Here is an 18,387-nt window from a genome sequence, read left to right as displayed (position 1 = left end):
CAAGCTATCCCCCATTAGCTCTACAAAGAGATCCTTTTGTTATGTGGCACGTTCTAAGAGATAAGAGATAAATTCGCCGAGAGTTTACTTTCCGGTGGGCGGACAATAAAGGGTATATCATTAAGTAGCAATTGTTGTTGCAGAAGGTGGTGGTGGAATGCATATCCTTTTTATCTCACGCTATTATTATCCTGACAAGGCCGCGGCGGCGGTCTGCGTTGGTGAAACCGCGAAACGCCTCGTCCACTTTGGACATCAGGTAACGGTGCTCACGACCTTTCCCAGTTATCCAACTGGGGTTGTGTCACCTGAGTATCGAGGACGCCTACGACAGATTGAATTTATTGATGGGGTGCGCGTAATCCGCACCTGGAGCTATGCCAGTGCTAACCGTGGCTTCTTTAAACGCATCTGCTCCTATCTATCCTTTGGCTGTCTGGCAGCCCTGATCGCCCAGACCGCATTGGGAGCGCCTGATCTGATTATTGTTGAATCTCCTCCTCTCCTCAATGTAATCGTCGCCCATCTAATCGCCTGGCGGCAACATATTCCCTTTATCTTCTGGGTGGCCGATCTCTGGCCTGAAGCCGCGATACAATTGGGCGCACTGCGTAATCCGATCTTGATCAAATTAGCCCAATGGCTGGAATGGCAAACCTATCAACGCGCGCAACTGGTATGGACAGTGACGGAGGGGATGTACGCAGCGCTCATAAAGCGTGGACTCCAACCAGAGAAGGTTTTTTTTCTTCCAAATGGCGTTGATACCAGGCGTTTTCATCCGATCCCACAAGCAGAGGCCCGTAAGCAGCTGAGCTGGCCTGAACTGTTTACCGTTTTATATGCTGGCACCCATGGACTAACGCATGGACTTGGGACGCTACTGGATGTCGCTGAGAAGCTACGTGAACAGTCGGCTATCCACTTTTTACTAATCGGAGATGGCGCGGAAAAAGCGACCTTGATGGCACAGGCGCAGCAACGACAATTAACAAATATCCACTTTTTACCACCTCTATCCCATGAAGAGATCCCGCTGGCATTAGCTGCCAGTGACATTTGTCTGGCCCATACGCGCAAACTTCCTCTCTTTGAGAGTATGTTGCCGATGAAAATGTTTGAAGCCATGGCCTGCGGGCGCCCGCTTTTGCTGGCCCTGAATGGAGAAGCATGTCGCGTGGCCGTCCAGGAGGCCGGGGCGGCCATCCATTGTGAGCCAGAAAACCCAGAAGCTCTGGTGATGGGTATCGCCTATCTCTATACCCATCCTGATGTCGTTGCGCGCTTAAGCCAGAATGGACGGAATTATATTCAGACCCACTTTGATTATGACTATCTTACAGCCAGACTCCATGAACAGTTACAACAACTCATAGCACAAACAGATTGCTAACGACGGTATGACGGCTTTTTAAGTGGATTGTGTGTGACGTATACGTATACTCGGCAGGCAAAGGATGCGGAGAAAGGACGGCTCTGATGAAGAAGATTTCCTCTCTGTGTGAGGATGAGGCGGAAGATAACCGCTATATTCCAGGCTCGATGCATGTATGTATGCATGTAGTTAGGGATGTCCAGATCGATATTCGAGCACAACGTACGGCGGAAACTCTGGCGCGGGCAGGCTGCCAGGTCACGGTACTGGATGTAGCCACGCTAGAAAATACTATAGGAAATACCAGCGCTACTGGTTATATCGTTCAGCATATTAATGTGGCAACCGATTTTGGCGCAACACGTTTTACCCATGCAGCCTGGAGCAAGGCCCTCTCTATCTTTGTGCGAGGTACACTGAACTTACTGAAGCAACCGGCAGACGTCTATCACGCCTGTGAATTGACGGCTCTGCCCGCCTGTTATCTGGCCGCAACACTCAGGCGCAAACCATTAATCTTTGAAGCCTATGAACTTCCTTTGCAAGATATCCACTATAAAACTATCAGCAAGAGCCATCAACTCTGGTATGGCTTCATGAAAATCGCTCTGCGCTATTTGCTGGCACACTGTACCGCTGTTATCGCGGTCTCTCCCCCGATCGTTGCCGAGCTACAACGACGCTATCATATTTCGCGGATACTATTGCTGCGCAACATCCCTTACTACCAACACCCCATCAAGACTGATATGCTGCGCCAACAATTACGCCTTCCGGCCAGCAAGCGCATTGCTTTGTATCAAGGCAACCTGCAACCTGATCGCGGACTGGATCGCCTGGTGCGGGCCGCCGCTTATCTTGAACCTGAAAATATCATTGTCATGCTGGGACAAAATATCGGTACGACCCGTGCTGAACTTGAGCAGTTGATTATGCTGCAAAAAGTTCAGGCCCATGTGAAAATTCTAGCGCCGGTCCCTTATGCAGAACTTGCGACATGGACGGCCTCGGCAGATATAGGACTGACAATTATCCCACTGGACTATACGCGCAACATGAAACTCTGTCTGCCCAACAAGCTGTTTGAATATATTCAGGCCGGACTGCCGGTCCTTTCGTCTCCCCTGGAGGCTATACGCGATATCCTTGTCAGCTACAATGTCGGCAAGGTCGTACGCTCAATGAATCCAGCGGAAGTAGGTATGGCCATCAATAGCATGCTCAAAGATCCTGATGAACTAGCCTGTATGCGCGCTAATGCTCTGCGAGCAGCCAAACAGGATCTCTGTTGGGAGCGGGAGAGCCTGAAATTAATCGACCTGTATCGCACTATCTAGCCAGAGTTTGTGGAGAGCGATATTGTTGACACGTGGATAAAGCCAACAGTATAATACACGCAACATATCCATGAAACCCATTGCCATTTTTAACAGGTTCTATTAACGTAGAAATATTTCTATGTACTCAACTTGCACAACTGGAGTTTGCGATGACAATTATCAAGGATACTCTGACAAATACAGACGGACAAGAGATCGCTATGTATATTGAGGTGGATAATGTGCGGCAAGCGCCAGCAACGCGTAGCGCTGATCCTTATGGAAACACGCGAGGTGTTCCCCAGCAGGCACAGGACCTCTTTACCAAAGCCATGGGCCTGATCCAGCTCTGTGCCGAACAGGTCTCTACGAGTGTAGCGAACATCACCGAGAAAGCACGTCCACACTCCTTCGAGGTACAATTTTCCGTGAAAATCGACGCCGAAGTAGGTGCCGTCCTGGCGAAATCGAGCAGCGAGGCACAGCTACAGGTCACCCTCATGTGGGGCGAACACACTACCAAATAGCGTTGCCTGCTCAGAGGCATGCGGTCACGCTATTTTGTTGTTATAAGCTGGACCGTGATATAGTAAATGGGGATGATACAGTGAGCAAGGGGGAGGGTGAATATTTCAGCGTTTGAAGGATAGATAAAATTCATGGCGACTACAAAGACAACCATGTATATTACCAGACATGGTCAAACAGAATGGAATGCGGAGCGGAGGATGCAGGGGCATACAGATTCCCCGTTGACTGCCCTGGGTGTACAGCAGGCTTCCTGGCTGCATGATGCATTGAAGGATATAAATTTTTCAGCAATTTATGCCAGTCCACTTTTACGCGCGTATCGTACAGCCGAAATTATCAGAGGAGCCAGGCCAGAGGCGGTCATTCCCTGTGATGAGCTTAAAGAGATCGCTTTAGGAACATGGGAAGGACATCTTGGCAAAGAGATCGAGAAGGAAGATCCTGCCGAGTTTCTGGCATTCTGGAAGTCGCCTCAACAGTACCAGGCACATAATGGTGGTGAGACATTTGCACAGGTGCGCGCACGGGCTGTACCTAAAGTTGAGGAGCTACTGGCAACCCACGCAGGCGAAACAATCCTGCTGGTCACACATGCGGTAACCCTCAAAACCATCCTGAGCGAGTTTGACCAGCGTCCACTGGAGCTCTTCTGGGAACCACCGTTTATCCATCCAACCTCCCTTAGCAAGATTGTCCGCGACACCGAGGCAACAACCATTGAGCTTTACGCCGATATCTCTCATTATCAAGATAAAGAAAAATAGCAACAAGTAGCGGCAAGTCTTGCACCTGCAACCAGTTCACGTACGTAATGTTGTTCAACATGTGATCATGTAAAAAAGGAACCATCCAAATATATACCGCTTTGCATGGTCGTACGTCTACAGGTTGCAGGTGCAAGACCTGCCGCTATTTATATCGTTTGCCGGACAACACGGAACCAGAGGTCGGTTCTGGTGGAGGATTCGAGTATACGTGTTCTTTCTAGCTTCAGCTGCTCGTAGTTTAACGGCTCAAAGAAGCGTAGACCTTCACCGAGCAGGATAGGGACGATACCAATGTGGATTTCGTCCACCAGTCCTGCCCTCAGGCATTGTTGCGCGGTATCGGCTCCACCTACGACCATGACATGTTTATCACCTGCGGCTGCTTTTGCCTGCGCAATCGCGCTTTCAATGCCGGTGGCGACAAAGGTAATCGTCAATTTGTCGTTCTCTCCTCTGGCAGCTTTTTCTGGCACATGGTGCGTCAGGACAAAAATGGGGACTTGATATTCGTATCCGGTCATATCACCTTCTGCCATGTCATAGGCGTGTCGACCCATTACTACCGCACCTGTTGTGCGTATTTCTTCGCGCAACATCTCTGTATTGTGTAGCGCTTCAAAATCTGGGTACAGGCGGCTCACATCACCATTGCGATCACTCATAAACCCATCCAGTGACATGGTTGCGCCAGTAATAACTTTTCCCATAATCCCTCCATAGAATAAGTAGCAGTTTCTGCACTACTCCTATCCTACCCCCTTTGCTAGGAAAAAACTTCTTCTAGCTTGCTACTTTTCTGTATGTGCCGTTACCAGGGGCAGGACTTCAACCCAGGCGTCATAGGCGGCCTGGCCTCCAGGGATACCAGGGACGATGGTGTTGGCTTCAATGGATACGATGGGATCTCCACTGGTGACACGATTGATGCCACTCCAGCCATCGCGCATCCAGACTACTCCCTGGAGAACGTCATCGGTGACGTGGGCTCTGGCTTCAAATTGACCACGCTGATTGCTGATCTGAATCGCGCTCCCATCGGTTATGCCGCGTTGCAGGGCATCCTGGGGATGAAGCCATAATTCGGGTGCGGGATTAGCTCTGGCAAGGGTCGGTAAGGCCTGGCCTTCGTCAAAAAAGGAATGGAAGGCGGTCAGGGTGCGGCCCTGGCAGAAGCGTAATGGATACTCGCTGCCAGCTGGCTCGGTATAAGACGGCAAGGGGGCGATGCCAGCTTGCCTGGCACGCTCACTCCAGAATTCGATCTTTTGGGATGGGGTCTGGAAATTGTGGCCCTGATAGGCAATATGTGAGAGCCCGTTCTTCTGCCAGTAGCCTCCCTGCCGTTGTAACTCGGCGATGGTGAGCGGCTCGCCATCAGCCGTCTTTTGTCCGGCGAGCAGGGCGTTAACATAATCATCTTCATCCTGCCAGGGAAAGAAGTTGGGGATGTTGAGTTTTTGGGCAAGTTCACGCAGAACCGTGATCAGATTACGGCACTCGCCTGCAGGAGTAAGGGCCTGCTGCATAAGATAAATGTGGGTTGCGGTCTGCTTGAGTCCGATACCTTCCAGCCAGGCGGTAGCAGGCAGGATAAGATCAGCAAAGCGGCGGGCGGTCGCGTTCATAAAGAGATCGTAGGAGACGATCAGTTTGATCTGAGCCAGTCCACGGGCCAGTTCATTGGCGTCCGAGAAACTGGAGAGCATATTAGAACCAAACAGGAGCAATACGTCAAGCTGACCGTTAGCTAACGCCTTTGAGATGCTTGTCATATGGCTAGGGATCGCGGCCTCATCTGGCAGGGCTGGCATGGCGTCGGCCAGTACATCCGCGTAACCAGTTCCTTCTGGAGATGCTCCATGGCGCTGACCCAGGCCGCCGCCTGCGATGCCAAATTGACCGGTTAGAGCAGGCAGACAGGCAATGGCGCGCGCAGGCTCCCAGCCGTGCTGGTGCTTGAACATTGAGCTACCACCGAGCACGATGACGGCTGGCTTATCGGTAGCATAGCGGCGTGCCAGCTCACGAATACGCTCAGGCTCAATACCGGTAATCTGCGTGGCCCATTCAGGTGTATATTGTTGCAGATGAGCTTTAAATTCAGCAAAACCCTGTGTATATCTATCAATAAAGTCCTGGTCGTGTAATCCTTCTTGCAGAATCACATGGGCGATCGCCAGGGCGAGCGCGGCATCGCTCCCCGGTGGGAGCAAGAAGATTTCATCGCAGTGGCGGGAAACTTCTGTACGCCGGGTGTCGATCTGAATGACGTGGGCGCCGCGTTTACGAGCCGCAATCAGGTGTGGCGCGAGATCAGGCTGACTGGCCAGGGTCGCGCCCCAGAGAATAATGGTACGCGAGTTGGCGGCCATATCCTGTTTGGTATTGGTCTTCAGAGCGCCCGTCAGACCCAAACCATATCCACCCATGGCCCAACATACAATCGCAGTGATCCACTGCTGATACCCACCCAACAAACCAAGACGACTGAGTAGCACGCCTCCAAGTGGTCCATTGGTGCCGATGCCATGTCCACGCCAGAGTCCTACCCGCTCAGGCTGTGTCTGCTGAATCGCATCAACGATCAGCGTATAAGCATCCTCCCATGAACAGGGCTCCCAACGATCCTCACCCCGCGCACCCACACGGCGCAACGGCTGCAACAAACGTTTCGGATTATCAAAAATCTCGGCGCTAGCCTGCCCCCTGATACAAAGGAAGCCCTGGCTATCGGGATTATGCTTATCGCCTTTGATAGCTATGAGCTTATTATCCTCAACCTCAACAGTCATACCACATTGGGTTGGCAAACAATTCATCGGACACATCGTGGTGATCTGGCGCTTCACAACCATGAGAACTCGACTCCTTTTATACTACTCGATGCTTTTATCCTCTGCTATATAGGCAGCATAACAGATAACGCTATTATAGACAACGGCCAATAATAGCTTAAATTTCACGGAAATACCGGATTGGATGGTCAAGCTTGCGCACTAGAGCTCTCGGCCAGGACGAAGTTCCTTTTCATAGCGGCCAATGCGCATAGATACCTGCATGCCAACACTTTCATACAACCGCTGAGCACCGGTCAGACTCTGTGAATCCACACCGAGACCAACACTGGTGCTCTGCCGTTGATAAAAAGCACCAAAGGACTGATAGAGTAATGCTTTGCCCAGGCCCTGCTTACGCCAGGGGCGACGTACTCCCAGGGCGGAGATCCAACCTTTATTATCCTCAGTAGTACGACAGCGAGCTACGCCTGCGACCTGCTCGCCATCCATAGCGAGAAACCAGAGACTGGGATCAAAGTGCTCGTGCACATGGCCCTTTTTCCATGTCTCATAGCTCTGTGGATTATGAGCCCACATGTCGCGAAAACTGTCCTCGGTTGCTGCATAGACTCGATAAATATCCTCAGGACTGCCATCACAGACTCGCAACGTGATATGAGCCGGCCAGACTGGAGCTAGTGGCGGCTCCGTTAAGGTGATACTCATGCGAAAATAAACACGTGTCAATGTATAAGCGAACTTTTCCAGCAGATTGATCGATGCATTGCTACTAGCCACAACATTATTCACCAATACCAGGCGTGTATCTCCTGGTACCTGCCGCACAATTTCAGCGGCCCGTGCCTCCAGCAACTCGATCAAAGTTGTACCGATACCATTATTATAGTGGCGAGGATGTACATAACCATCAGCCAGCAAGCGTCCACCAGACGACTTAAACGTCAACGTAGCATAACCACACAACACACCATCATCCGCCACGACCACCCAGCTATCTCTGGCTACATCCAGCCCCAGCCAATCATGTTGTATATCCTCAGTCGGATAGAGATCAGCCTCGCCAGTCTCATATTCATCAAAAGCATAGATCAGCTGACTTATCGCAGGTATATCAGCAACAGTTGGGGGGCGCACACTATAGCCAGGACGTAAATGGGGATACATAAAAACCTCTCTCCGCTGTTATTATATGTTGAGCCAGAACAAAGCAAAGGTCCATATTAGAAGATAGATATAGCTAGACTTATTAAAGTCTACATAGTATAAACATCCGCATCAAAAACTTCAAGCCACTCGACACCACGAAATTTATAAGAGGAGCTCCAAAGTAGCAGCATTTCTTGCCCCTGATACCTTTTCATGTAATAAATATCGCTCAAATACACATTATCGATACTGGCAGATCAAAGCGCGACAGCCCCTGGCCTGGACCTGCTCTTACCTGGTAGCAATCGCAAAGGGAGGCCCAATACAGCTCTCGTAGCGGTATTTCATATCCGACATGCTCATGACCAGGCGCTGTAACATAGGCTGAGGAGACGGCCCACGTCAATGTACCCAACATGGTCATGATTGATGATCCGGTTTTGGCTGGTGCAACGTGTGAAGCGGACCGAGCGTACGTCGAGTGGGCGCCACACGCAAGGCCGCACTGCTGAGTTTACGTGGGCCAATGTGCGAGAACGAGACGCAGTGCTGTGGCGCCTACACGCATCTTATTTAGGGTGAGCTAGATACACAGGTACGTTTTAGAGTGGAACGTCCCAGTTCCACCCGTGCCTGGATCAACAGGATCACGAATCATGATGCGTATGCTTAAACATTGCTCAACGATCATGCTTGAAGAATATTGATCAGTGTAGGCGCCACAGGCATGCGCTGCTGACTCAACACGTTTCGCCCTTGATCAAGCCGCATGCCGACCTCGCGTGTGGCGCCCACTCCACGTACGATGCGCTGCTTTTTTATGCCACATCTTTTATAGCCACAAAAGCGCTTAACCGAAAAGTGTTGGTGCTTGTCGCTGCGAACGTATCCCCAATCCACAGCAAGCAACCAGAACCCACCTCGCTCAGAACCTTGCCCCCCCCCTCCCCCACGCAAACACTCACATCCATTTGAACCTTCTATAACCCCATACCTCACAACCAAAAAAGAGAGGCCCACCTTCTAGATCATTCTCCTGATCACGGCGGGCCGCTTCTTGTATCTTATCTACTTATGCTCAAGCTAATCAAAGTGAGACATATTCAACCTCGCTTTCATATGAAAATCACTATAGTTCATATGGACAACATGAAGACATGTTTACCGTACAGTCTCAAATTAACTAAAACCAGGGAACAAAAACATTTGGCTTTACATTAAGCGCTTGCCACATATTAATGTGAGCCAAGCTCAACACAATAAATGTCAAGACTAAGAGGGATAAAACTACCAATACCAAAAGTGCCATAACTTGTTTGTTACGAAGTGAGAGAAGCATCTGTGGCAGTCCTTTCGCTAAATGCGCGTTTCGTTAAATGTGCATAGTCTTTTCAGGGCGCAATGTTTAGTATTCGGTAGATTCAAATAATCTTGAAACGAAGACTAACACGGTTCCTTGTAACAACAAAAACAATGATTGGTTTTTTAGTTGCATGATTTAAAGCCTAAAATGAAGTCGGACATTTATTTCAAAAGCAACTATATCGTCTTCAGCTTGTGATTAAAATATACACGTTTTATGAGGAAAACATGGTCGATTTTGTCCATAAACTAGAGGACTGCCTATATATTGAGAACGAGAAGAGGACCTTCTATTTGTTTGAAGGTATTAAAAAAATTGGGTGGAGATCACAAATTGGGAGGTGTATCACATTATGAGGTGGACATCCAAAAATTGGAAGATGTTTCTTTGCTATTCACAAGTTCACCCCCCTGGGATCTTTGATTAAAAGGGGGGATAAATATCATATCGAAAAATACCATCTGATATGTATTTGAATTCAAGTCCTTTTTACTAAAAGTTTTAATTTTTCCATTTCCATACTTAGTTCTTGTAAATCTAACTCAGCACCACAGGCATCAAATATTTGATAGGCTTCTTGAAGGTAATTTAGTCCACCTTGATTAACTCCTGTATTTGCTTCTACCATCTCTAACAACAAACTACCATAATTTTTCAGAATACGAGCATATTCGATTTTCATACCGCTTTTACGAAAGACGGGAAGCGCTTGTTCATAATATCTGATAGCTTGTTCATGTAATCCACTATGAGCACATAAATAACCTAAAACGTGTTGGGAACGTGCAACAAGCCAACTCAATCTAAGTTGTTGCGCTTCTTTTAATGCAAGAGTGGAATGTAGACGAGCATCCTCATATTGCTTTAGTTGAAATAAAACCTGGGAAATAATTAGTCTTCCTTCAATTCTTGACTCCATTTCAAGACTTTCAGAATTAAGTGCTCGTAACAATGCTTTTTTTGCATTCTTTAGAATGCTTTTTTTATCTGCTTTACTATTGTTATTATCATCACCAATAATATATTTTTTATATTGTATCAGATGTAAATATCCCAGCATTACTAAAGTAAAACTCACATAAGGTAAAACATGTGTTTTACGCCCAACAGTTATAGCATTAACTAATACTGATTGTGCTTCAGAAACTTTTCCCTGTTCCAATAAAGAAAATGCTAGATAAGCGCTATATACACAAGTAGAGGGAGGATCTTTAACCAAATCTAGTGCTCTTATTAATTCGTCAGATGCATCAGCAAGATTTCCTATACGTATATTTAGAACACCCATATTACATAAAATCATTGACTCAAGCGGCTTATCTTCAATATACTCAACAATATTATAGGATTTGCGAAGTACGGATTGTGTTAATGTATATTCTGCCGTTCTCAAATACAAATCACCCATATCACAATTGATAATAGCGATCTCTCTCTGATAATTATTCTGCTCAGCTATTGCAAGAGCTTTATTGAGATGGGTTAGAGCATCCTCACACTGCCCAAGAGCAGCCTCAACATGACTTAGCAATGTATGAATTCGACCAATTTCAACAAGATTCCCATTAAGTGCCCTCTTCTTTATTGACAAATATGACGAATCTTCATCTAATGAATTTGTTTGTATTTCAGAAAAAAAGTTCAAAGCCTCATTCGCTCTTATCTTGGTTTCACTATAATTTCCCTGTCGCAACAAAACATAACTTTGTTGAAATTTAATTTTTGCCCACACAATACCATTAATAACATCCACGTCGTGTAAAGTTTTAGCTGCACGCTCAATATATTGCATACATTTTAATAAATCTCCTTGGCTATACCACGACACACCTATTTCCCATAAAAGCATTGCTTGAACTTGAGCGTCTTGCTTAATTTCAATGGACGGTTTGTTATGTGTTTGAAAGTGTAGCTTAAAAGCATTTTCATAAAAATGACGAGCTTTTTCAAATTCTCCTCTGACTCTATTACACTCCCCTATACGCTCTAGTAGGTACGATACTCGCTGCCAATCATCATGATTTGCCCCTAAGTGCTCAAAAGCAATTCGATAATGATCTTCAGCCTCGCGATAAGAAGAGAGTAATGAAGCATTGTTTCCAGCTAATTCTGCGTATTGAGCAATCAATTCATCGTCGGCTCCGCCCTTTACCAGGTGGTTAGTAATAGTAGCCGCGCCCTCTTCTTCGTGGTTTTTGTACATTTTGCGGAAGACTTCGGCGGCTTTGCGGTGCTGGCTGGCACGGCGGGCGGCGGACGAGCGGTCGTAGAGGTAGGTTGAGAGCAGCGGGTGCCAGAAGTGGTAGGTAATTTTGGTGCCGGTACCTTCTTCTGTAAGCATGCCGGAGGTGAGGGCTTCTTCTAGCAGTTCCAGGACAAGGTCTTCGTTTTCCAGGGTGTTGCCTTTGGATTCCATTTCGCTGATAACCTGGAATTCAAAGGAGCCTCCCAGGACGGCGGCTTTGCCGAGCAGTAGCTGGCATTTTTCGCTGAGACGGGCCATACGTAGGGCGAGGACGGCGCTGATGGTATCGGGCAGGATGTCGTTGCCGCTCCTGGCGAGGGCTTCAAGCGAGGGGAGGTTTTCGACGACGCTACGGGCCAGTTCTTCAGCGAAAAAGGGGTTGCCGGCAGCACGATCGGTGATCTTTTCAATCATGGGCTCAGGTGCGTGCGAGACCTGGGAGACGAGTGAGGTGATATGGTCGGCGCTCAAGAGGTCCAGGGAGATAGTTTCTACGGCGTTCTCGCGGCGCAGGTCGGTCAGTAGTGGCCGTAAGGAGCTATTCTGCTCCAGTTCGTTTTCACGGCACGTGCCGACAATTACAATGGGATAGCCATAGGTACGGCGGGCCAGGTAGGCGAGCAGTTCACAGCTACTACTATCGGCCCATTGCAGGTCGTCGAGCGCGATCAGGAGTGGTGTGCTCTCGCTGATCAGGGTCAGCAGCTCACGAGCAGCTTCCCAGAGGCGCAACTGCTCTTGCTCGGGCGAGAGCGATGAGGGAAAGTTGACGGTCGAGAGCAGATCATGGATCTCGGGTAGCAGGGTACCCAACGGCTGAAAGACCAGGGGCCGCCGCTTGACTTCTTGCCGCTGCCAGACACCCTGGTCCATGGCTTTGCGCAGAACTTCGGTCCACAAGCGATAGGGAATATTACCTTCCTGCGCATAGACACGGCTCCAGGCTACGGCCCAGCCCTTTTTCTTGGCTTCCCGTCCCAGTTCCTCGGCCAGCCGCGTCTTGCCAATACCGACATCACCCATCAACAGGACACATTGGGGGCGGCGATTTGGATCCAGCGTAGCCACCGTCGAGCGGCGCTGTGATCCCAGGCGGAAACGAGCCGTCTGCTCGGTCGCGGCAATCAGGTCCTTGAGTTGAGTAAGTTCCTGCTGACGACCAACCAGAGGACTTTGATGGGTACGTCCAATCTGGACCGCCGCAGACTCACTCACCCCCATAGGAGCGCTGGTGACCTCACGAACCTTGCCATCAACAATCCTCTCATCATGGGGCTGACCATCTTTATTGCTACCGCGGCGCAGATCTTCATACAGCTTGCGCGTATCTGGCAAAGGCAAAATCGCATATTCCTGCTGCAACACATGTGCCAGCTTTTTATAGGCACGGAGCGCCTCACCACGACGTCCCAACTTCTCCAGCACAATCATCAGGCGCTGCACGCCCGCCTCATTGGTAGGATCGGCCGATATCAACTTATCCAGTGGCTCAATCGCATGCAGGAGGGCATCACGATTAATCATCAGATCCGCCAGTTCCAGCAACAAACCAATCCAGCTGCGCTGCAACGACTCACGGCGTGCCCGTGTCCATTCATTGCGGCGATCCTCAGACAAAAATTCTCCGCCATACAGGCTGGCCGCCTCTTTGAGCAACTTCTCCTTCGTGCCAAGATCCTCATCACCCCTGATCTCATGAGCCTTCACAATCAGCTGCTCAAAGACATCAGCATCCACCCAGATCTTTGAGGAATCCGCCAGGGATAACACTTCGCGCTCAGTCAGGAGCAATGGAGAGGTCGCCGGACGATTACGGCCCGGCTCAAATACTTGCCGTAGACTATAGACCGCCCGATCCAGCCGACCGACCGCCGTTTCTATATCCAGGTCCGGCCAGAGCGCATCCATCAACTGCTCACGACCCAGTTTACGCCCACCCACACTGATCAGACAGCCCAGCAGAGCCCGTACACGCTGCTGCTTCCAGGCCGCATCGGTCGCCGTCTGCCAGTCCAGATGATCATGTGGATCGCGGCGCTCAAGCCGAAATTGCCCCAACGTATAAATACGGATAACCGACTGATCCTTCTCAGCCGCCTGCGCTGCCGCCGCCGACTGATTCCCCTGCATCGCAGCCTCTTTATCAGCCGGCAAATGCTTCCCAATATAAGTACGAGTCGTACGACCATCTATCGTCTGGTAAGCATACCAATAAGGACCATGACCAATACCTTCACGGCACCGCTTACAACGAGGCTTTCCGCAATAACTGACTTGCTGATGATAGGTAATTTTATCATTCATCACAGATACTCCTGACTTCTCAGTTAAGTCTAAAGCCACAGCCACAGCCGCCTGACATAGCATTATTCCTGTGGACCGGAACGAGATGCAGTCGCGACATACGCGCTATTTCGATATCCCTGACTGAAAAGTACATAATCGTGAAAGGGATGGCCATGGGCAATTTAGGATCAATACAAAGACGAACGATACCCCCGCTACATCAAAAAACTATCAGAGTAGGAGTATACAGCATATTAGATAAAACATCATCATTGCAAAGAAATTGCATTAAGATTTTATAAACATTGTCCGGCAAAACAGGGTTGCGCGCCAGACAATTGTCATAGGAAATGGTCGGTAGTTTTACATTAGCAGCGAAATAGAGAGACGAAGAGGGCATAAAAAAAAGTCTTTTCAACAGTGCGAGAAAGACATATAGTAGTAGGTCATAGCGCTATCAAAAAGACCTTCAACAAGTCAACCCGGATAATGCATATTTTTAGTATATGGATCTCAAGCTCAGATACACATATTTCGTGCTCACCTGAACTTAAAAACTAGCATATACTATCAAATACAATTCATCAACAGATGCTGACAAAAGGTACATTTATTCTAACAATACAACATAGCGACCCTGAAAAGAGACGGCCAGCGTGTCACCTTCACGGATATCGGCCTGCAATTCCAGGCGTCCTTTTTTATGGGTACGCAACATACGATTGAAGCGCACAATCTGTTCCGGCATAGGCCGATAACAAAAGGCCGAAAAATCCCTTTTAACGGGATGTAAATATTTACATGAGCTATCTTGAATCACGATCTCGCCCGTCACATTACACTCCTGCAGCACAAACCAGACCATGCTCCATCCAGCCAGCGTCAACAGAGCACTGAGACTACCACCAAAGGCCGTGCCAGCGTGATTCACATTTTCGGCCAGCGGCGCATCCAGGCGCAACATACGCTCATTATAAGCGCCCACGGTCAGATGAAAATGCTGCGTAATCGGTATCTCTTTATAGAGTAGAGCTTGCAACTCTTGTAATTGATCTTGCATTGGATAGTTGCCTTCCTCCCCCTGAAAAACACACATGTCTACAGTGTACCTTTTTTTCGGCCGCTAATCAAATGCTGAAAATGTTACATAATAAAACATTTTAGCGATTCATGCCCATGGATAATGACAGAGCTTATCCCTGCGACCAATACTCCGTAAGACCAGGTACCAACCAGAGGGTGGACGTACCTGAATTTTCCAGCCTCAAGGCGACGTGTTTAAGCGGCATAGCATACGTGAACCGGTAGCAGGGACAAGCCCTGCCGTTACTTATGTGTTTTGGGAGGGTATTGTTCGATATTGCGTATCATGGCGGGGATCCACTTTTTGGATTCGGGCAGAACATACATGGCTTCGGAGAGGATCCAACGAATGCTGGTGATCAGGATGCAGACGGCTCCGATGGCGATTTGCCAATCGATCGGCCGACTAAGCATGGGACGGATGCAGTCGTAGGTGCAGGCCCAGCGTTTGACTTCGGTTTCATAGGCCTGGATGATCACATTGGCTTCTACTTTGCGAAAGGTGCCAGCATGGACCAGACTGTACATGTCTCCCAGATACGGACTTATATATGCCATAGCCCAATCGACCGGGACGACGGTATCGTCGCTAATCACGAGATTCTTGACATGGTAATCGTTGTGGCAGAGCACGGCTGGCAGATTGGCATAGAGCTCCTGTAACTGCTCTGGAAACCATTGGGCGACTGCGCTCAAGACTGCTTTTTGCGTGCTATCCAACCCTTCATGTTGTAAGAGAAAATCCAGGGCCTCTATGTAGTAGTCGAGGGTGACTGTATATTGATCAGATAATACTATATGTGCTGTCTGTAGTTGAACTAACGAGGCACAACGTAAACGGGCCAGTACACGGGCCGCTTCCTGAAAATGCTCGGTCTGGGGCTGCTGTTCCAGGGTATCCAGGCCAACATCCTCTAAGATAAACAACTGCTCTGCTTCCGCCTGCCAGTACGAGTGCAACTGAGGTCGAGGAGCATGCAGGGGCACCAACACGTCTTGATAGAGTGGCAATTCTATCGCCATTGATCCTCGACTGCGCTTGGCAATCCACGTCTCCCCATAGCGTGTGGTCATACGCCAGACTTCCGAGAGTCCCCATTGACGTAGAAGATCCCAGCGCACCGTCTCCGCCAGTACAGGTAATTGCCAACTATAATTACGCCAGGGCAGCGGAATAGTATTTATGTTTTGCATATATTTTCTCATTGTTATAGATAACAAAATACAGCACTACACACGATAGTATATACGACATTTTGCCTTGCTAGCAACTACCTGCTGAACACTGGATGTTCATGCCTATACCTCTACAAAAAAGGAAGGGCTTTTCAATTGTCCTGATTACGGAGTACACTAGAGTAGGTGTCGTATGCCTGGCATTGGACGACACTTTATTGTCATAAGGAGACAACTATAAAATGACAGATCAGACAACTTCGACATATGAAGAACCATTACAGTCCTGGCAGGATGGTGCTACCAGGACTGCAATTATAAATTTTGTTCAACGCGTTACAGATAGTACTCATCCAGCTTATGTCCCGCCAGCAGAGCGTATTGCGGCCTTTGATAATGATGGTACATTATGGTGCGAGAAGCCTACCTATGTGCAGGAAATTTTTATTATCAAACATTTCCATAACCAGGTTGAGCAGCAACCAGAACTGCGCCATGTCCAGCCCTACAAAGCTTTCTGGGAGAATGATCGCTCCTATTTCGAGACGTTAGATATGGAAGCAATAAATCAGCTTATGCTGCAAGCAATATCCTCTATTCCACAAGCTGAATATATTCAAAGAGTGCAAGATTTTTTTAGAGATATACGTCATCCACATTATAATCGACCGGTTACCGAGCTGGCCTTCACACCAATGCTAGAACTAATCGAGTACCTGAATGCTTACCAGTTCCAGATCTATATCGTCACCGGCGGCGAGACCGATTTTGTCCGTGAGATATCCGAGAAAATGTATGGCATCCCACGTAGTAAGGTCATTGGGAGCTCGGTCGCGGTCAAATTCGAGCTGCACAACGGCCGTCCAGTATTGGTCCGACAGATGAGTATGCTGGAGCCATTTAACGAGGGTGAAGGCAAAGCCATCAATATCCATCATCATATCGGTCAGCAACCGATTCTAGCCGTTGGCAATTCTAATGGTGATCTGGATATGCTGCTCTACATCGAAGATCAGCAACGTTCAACCCTGCCACTATTGATCCATCATGATGACGCCGAGCGTGAATTCGCCTATGAAGAGGGTGCCGAAAGAGCGCTGAAAGCCGCCGCCGAACGTAACTGGAATATTATCAGTATGAAAAACGATTTCAAACGTATCTTCTCATTTGTGCCCGAGCGTGTAACCAGCACATCTAAATAACTTATATACTTTAGAGGAGGAAAATGGCGAGACGGTCGCGATCGTCTCGCCATTTTCCTCCTCTAAAGAGTGGGTATGTGGAGAACTTGCATATGGCATTAACTGGCCATGAGTTACTCCTTAACGACCATCGGGATAGTTGAGACGATCATCCACAGGAGGCTGCTCACGCTCAGTTCGCTGTGGCTCAGGCGTCTCATTAGGACGTCCAGGTGCCGGCTGACCAGCATAGGATGATGGCTGACCAGGCTGTGGATAGGGCTGCCATCCATAAGGTGGTTGACCCGGGTATGACGGCTGCTGTGGCTGGCCTGGGTATATTGGCTGCCCCGGATACGGAGGCTGGCCCGGCTGTGGATACGGTTGACCAGGATGCGGCTGACCAGGATATGGCTGACCAACAAAGGGCTGACCAGGATATGGCTGACCAACAAAGGGCTGACCAGGATATGGCTGACCAACAAAGGGCTGACCAACAAAGGGCTGACCATAGGCATAACCAGGATGGGCCTTATTAAAAAGATGACGTCCAAGCAATCCACCCAGCGCGCCTACGCCTGCGCCAATGCCAATAGTAAGCAATAATACAAAAATCAAACTAAAAATACTTGTAGCAGCAAGAATTGAGCGCGTGGCATCTGGTCCGAGTTGAGAAGAAGAGCTGCTAGACGGCAACTGATTAAGAGTTTTAGGTAATGAATACGAATAAATGACGATCACGGCAAAAATAGCATAGGGAATTCCATCAAAGATAGCAGTCCATATACCTGCGATAGTACCAGTGCTTACTTTGCCTGTCTTGCGCGCTGCCAGCACACCAACCAGAAACAAGATACCTAACACAAGCAGCCAGTCAAGTCCAGTAGTCAATAGACCAAAACCAGCAACGGAAGGTGAAGCAAGTAAAAATGTATTGATGCTATTATTAATCGCTCCCAGCACAAATAATCCCAGACCAAAGATCAGACCATGGTAGAATGCAACTTTTCCTCCCTCAGGAGGATTATAATCAGGCTGCATACGATACTCCTTGCTAAAAAGCAGAGCGGCATTTCAAATCATTGAATATGCTTTTTTCATTTTAAACTTGTATATA

The 18,387-nt window shown here is 48.5% G+C and carries 12 protein-coding genes; 5 read left to right on the top strand and 7 right to left on the bottom strand.

Features of this window, described 5'->3' with window-relative positions; all coding sequences use genetic code 11:
* Window positions 1-157 precede the first annotated feature (157 nt).
* The 4 genes from EL633_RS31125 to EL633_RS31110 all read left to right on the top strand — a co-directional run bounded on the left by EL633_RS31125 (window position 158) and on the right by EL633_RS31110 (window position 3,989).
* Window positions 158-1,393: a glycosyltransferase family 4 protein gene (locus tag EL633_RS31125; protein WP_126631108.1), complete on the top strand. Its 1,236-nt coding sequence runs from the start codon at window positions 158-160 to the stop codon at window positions 1,391-1,393.
* An 86-nt stretch (window positions 1,394-1,479) separates the two neighbouring features.
* Window positions 1,480-2,712, top strand: a complete 1,233-nt coding sequence (locus tag EL633_RS31120; protein WP_126631107.1) for a glycosyltransferase — start codon at window positions 1,480-1,482, stop codon at window positions 2,710-2,712.
* 152 nt (window positions 2,713-2,864) lie between these two features.
* The gene (locus EL633_RS31115) at window positions 2,865-3,221 is read left to right on the top strand and encodes a CU044_2847 family protein (protein ID WP_126631106.1); all 357 of its coding nucleotides are present in this window, start codon (window positions 2,865-2,867) and stop codon (window positions 3,219-3,221) included.
* 132 nt (window positions 3,222-3,353) lie between these two features.
* On the top strand, window positions 3,354-3,989 hold the full coding sequence (locus EL633_RS31110; RefSeq protein ID WP_126631105.1) for a histidine phosphatase family protein: 636 nt from the start codon (window positions 3,354-3,356) through the stop codon (window positions 3,987-3,989).
* A gap of 149 nt (window positions 3,990-4,138) precedes the next feature.
* Here EL633_RS31110 and EL633_RS31105 read toward each other — a convergent pair whose 3' ends face one another.
* From EL633_RS31105 to EL633_RS31080, 6 genes are all read right to left on the bottom strand, one after another.
* Complete coding sequence (locus tag EL633_RS31105) at window positions 4,139-4,699, bottom strand: dihydrofolate reductase family protein (RefSeq protein WP_126631104.1); 561 nt, start codon at window positions 4,697-4,699, stop codon at window positions 4,139-4,141.
* Window positions 4,700-4,780: 81 nt separating this feature from the next.
* Complete coding sequence (locus tag EL633_RS31100; RefSeq protein ID WP_126631103.1) at window positions 4,781-6,847, bottom strand: molybdopterin-containing oxidoreductase family protein; 2,067 nt, start codon at window positions 6,845-6,847, stop codon at window positions 4,781-4,783.
* Between the two features lie 141 nt (window positions 6,848-6,988).
* Window positions 6,989-7,954: a GNAT family N-acetyltransferase gene (locus EL633_RS31095; RefSeq protein ID WP_126631102.1), complete on the bottom strand. Its 966-nt coding sequence runs from the start codon at window positions 7,952-7,954 to the stop codon at window positions 6,989-6,991.
* 1,823 nt (window positions 7,955-9,777) lie between these two features.
* Window positions 9,778-13,848, bottom strand: coding sequence for a DUF6788 family protein (locus tag EL633_RS31090; RefSeq protein WP_161982593.1), 4,071 nt, complete (start codon window positions 13,846-13,848; stop codon window positions 9,778-9,780).
* Between the two features lie 592 nt (window positions 13,849-14,440).
* Entirely contained in the window at window positions 14,441-14,890 is a 450-nt protein-coding gene (locus EL633_RS31085) for a YiiD C-terminal domain-containing protein (RefSeq protein WP_161982591.1), read from the bottom strand.
* Between the two features lie 266 nt (window positions 14,891-15,156).
* Entirely contained in the window at window positions 15,157-16,107 is a 951-nt protein-coding gene (locus EL633_RS31080) for a phosphotransferase (protein ID WP_161982590.1), read from the bottom strand.
* Window positions 16,108-16,331: 224 nt separating this feature from the next.
* Here EL633_RS31080 and EL633_RS31075 point away from each other — a divergent pair, with 224 nt between their 5' ends.
* Window positions 16,332-17,291: an HAD family hydrolase gene (locus EL633_RS31075; protein ID WP_126631098.1), complete on the top strand. Its 960-nt coding sequence runs from the start codon at window positions 16,332-16,334 to the stop codon at window positions 17,289-17,291.
* Window positions 17,292-17,411: 120 nt separating this feature from the next.
* Here EL633_RS31075 and EL633_RS37150 read toward each other — a convergent pair whose 3' ends face one another.
* Complete coding sequence (locus tag EL633_RS37150) at window positions 17,412-18,311, bottom strand: hypothetical protein (protein WP_174845187.1); 900 nt, start codon at window positions 18,309-18,311, stop codon at window positions 17,412-17,414.
* Between the last annotated feature and the right edge of the window lie 76 nt (window positions 18,312-18,387).

The sequence above is a fragment of the Dictyobacter alpinus genome (assembly GCF_003967575.1).
In the GTDB taxonomy this organism is placed as follows: domain Bacteria; phylum Chloroflexota; class Ktedonobacteria; order Ktedonobacterales; family Ktedonobacteraceae; genus Dictyobacter; species Dictyobacter alpinus.
Note: the sequence above shows the minus strand (reverse complement) of the source record. Positions and strands in the feature narration are given on the sequence as shown.

Excerpts from the sequence above, each read along its gene's own strand:
- EL633_RS31080 (WP_161982590.1), bottom strand. The coding sequence starts at position 16,107 with ATGCAAAACATAAATACTATTCCGCTGCCCTGGCGTAATTATAGTTGG.
- EL633_RS37150 (WP_174845187.1), bottom strand. The coding sequence starts at position 18,311 with ATGCAGCCTGATTATAATCCTCCTGAGGGAGGAAAAGTTGCATTCTAC.
- EL633_RS31120 (WP_126631107.1), top strand. The coding sequence starts at position 1,480 with ATGAAGAAGATTTCCTCTCTGTGTGAGGATGAGGCGGAAGATAACCGC.
- EL633_RS31105 (WP_126631104.1), bottom strand. The coding sequence starts at position 4,699 with ATGGGAAAAGTTATTACTGGCGCAACCATGTCACTGGATGGGTTTATG.
- EL633_RS31100 (WP_126631103.1), bottom strand. The coding sequence starts at position 6,847 with ATGGTTGTGAAGCGCCAGATCACCACGATGTGTCCGATGAATTGTTTG.
- EL633_RS31125 (WP_126631108.1), top strand. The coding sequence starts at position 158 with ATGCATATCCTTTTTATCTCACGCTATTATTATCCTGACAAGGCCGCG.
- EL633_RS31085 (WP_161982591.1), bottom strand. The coding sequence starts at position 14,890 with ATGCAAGATCAATTACAAGAGTTGCAAGCTCTACTCTATAAAGAGATA.
- EL633_RS31110 (WP_126631105.1), top strand. The coding sequence starts at position 3,354 with ATGGCGACTACAAAGACAACCATGTATATTACCAGACATGGTCAAACA.
- EL633_RS31075 (WP_126631098.1), top strand. The coding sequence starts at position 16,332 with ATGACAGATCAGACAACTTCGACATATGAAGAACCATTACAGTCCTGG.
- EL633_RS31090 (WP_161982593.1), bottom strand. The coding sequence starts at position 13,848 with ATGAATGATAAAATTACCTATCATCAGCAAGTCAGTTATTGCGGAAAG.
- EL633_RS31115 (WP_126631106.1), top strand. The coding sequence starts at position 2,865 with ATGACAATTATCAAGGATACTCTGACAAATACAGACGGACAAGAGATC.
- EL633_RS31095 (WP_126631102.1), bottom strand. The coding sequence starts at position 7,954 with ATGTATCCCCATTTACGTCCTGGCTATAGTGTGCGCCCCCCAACTGTT.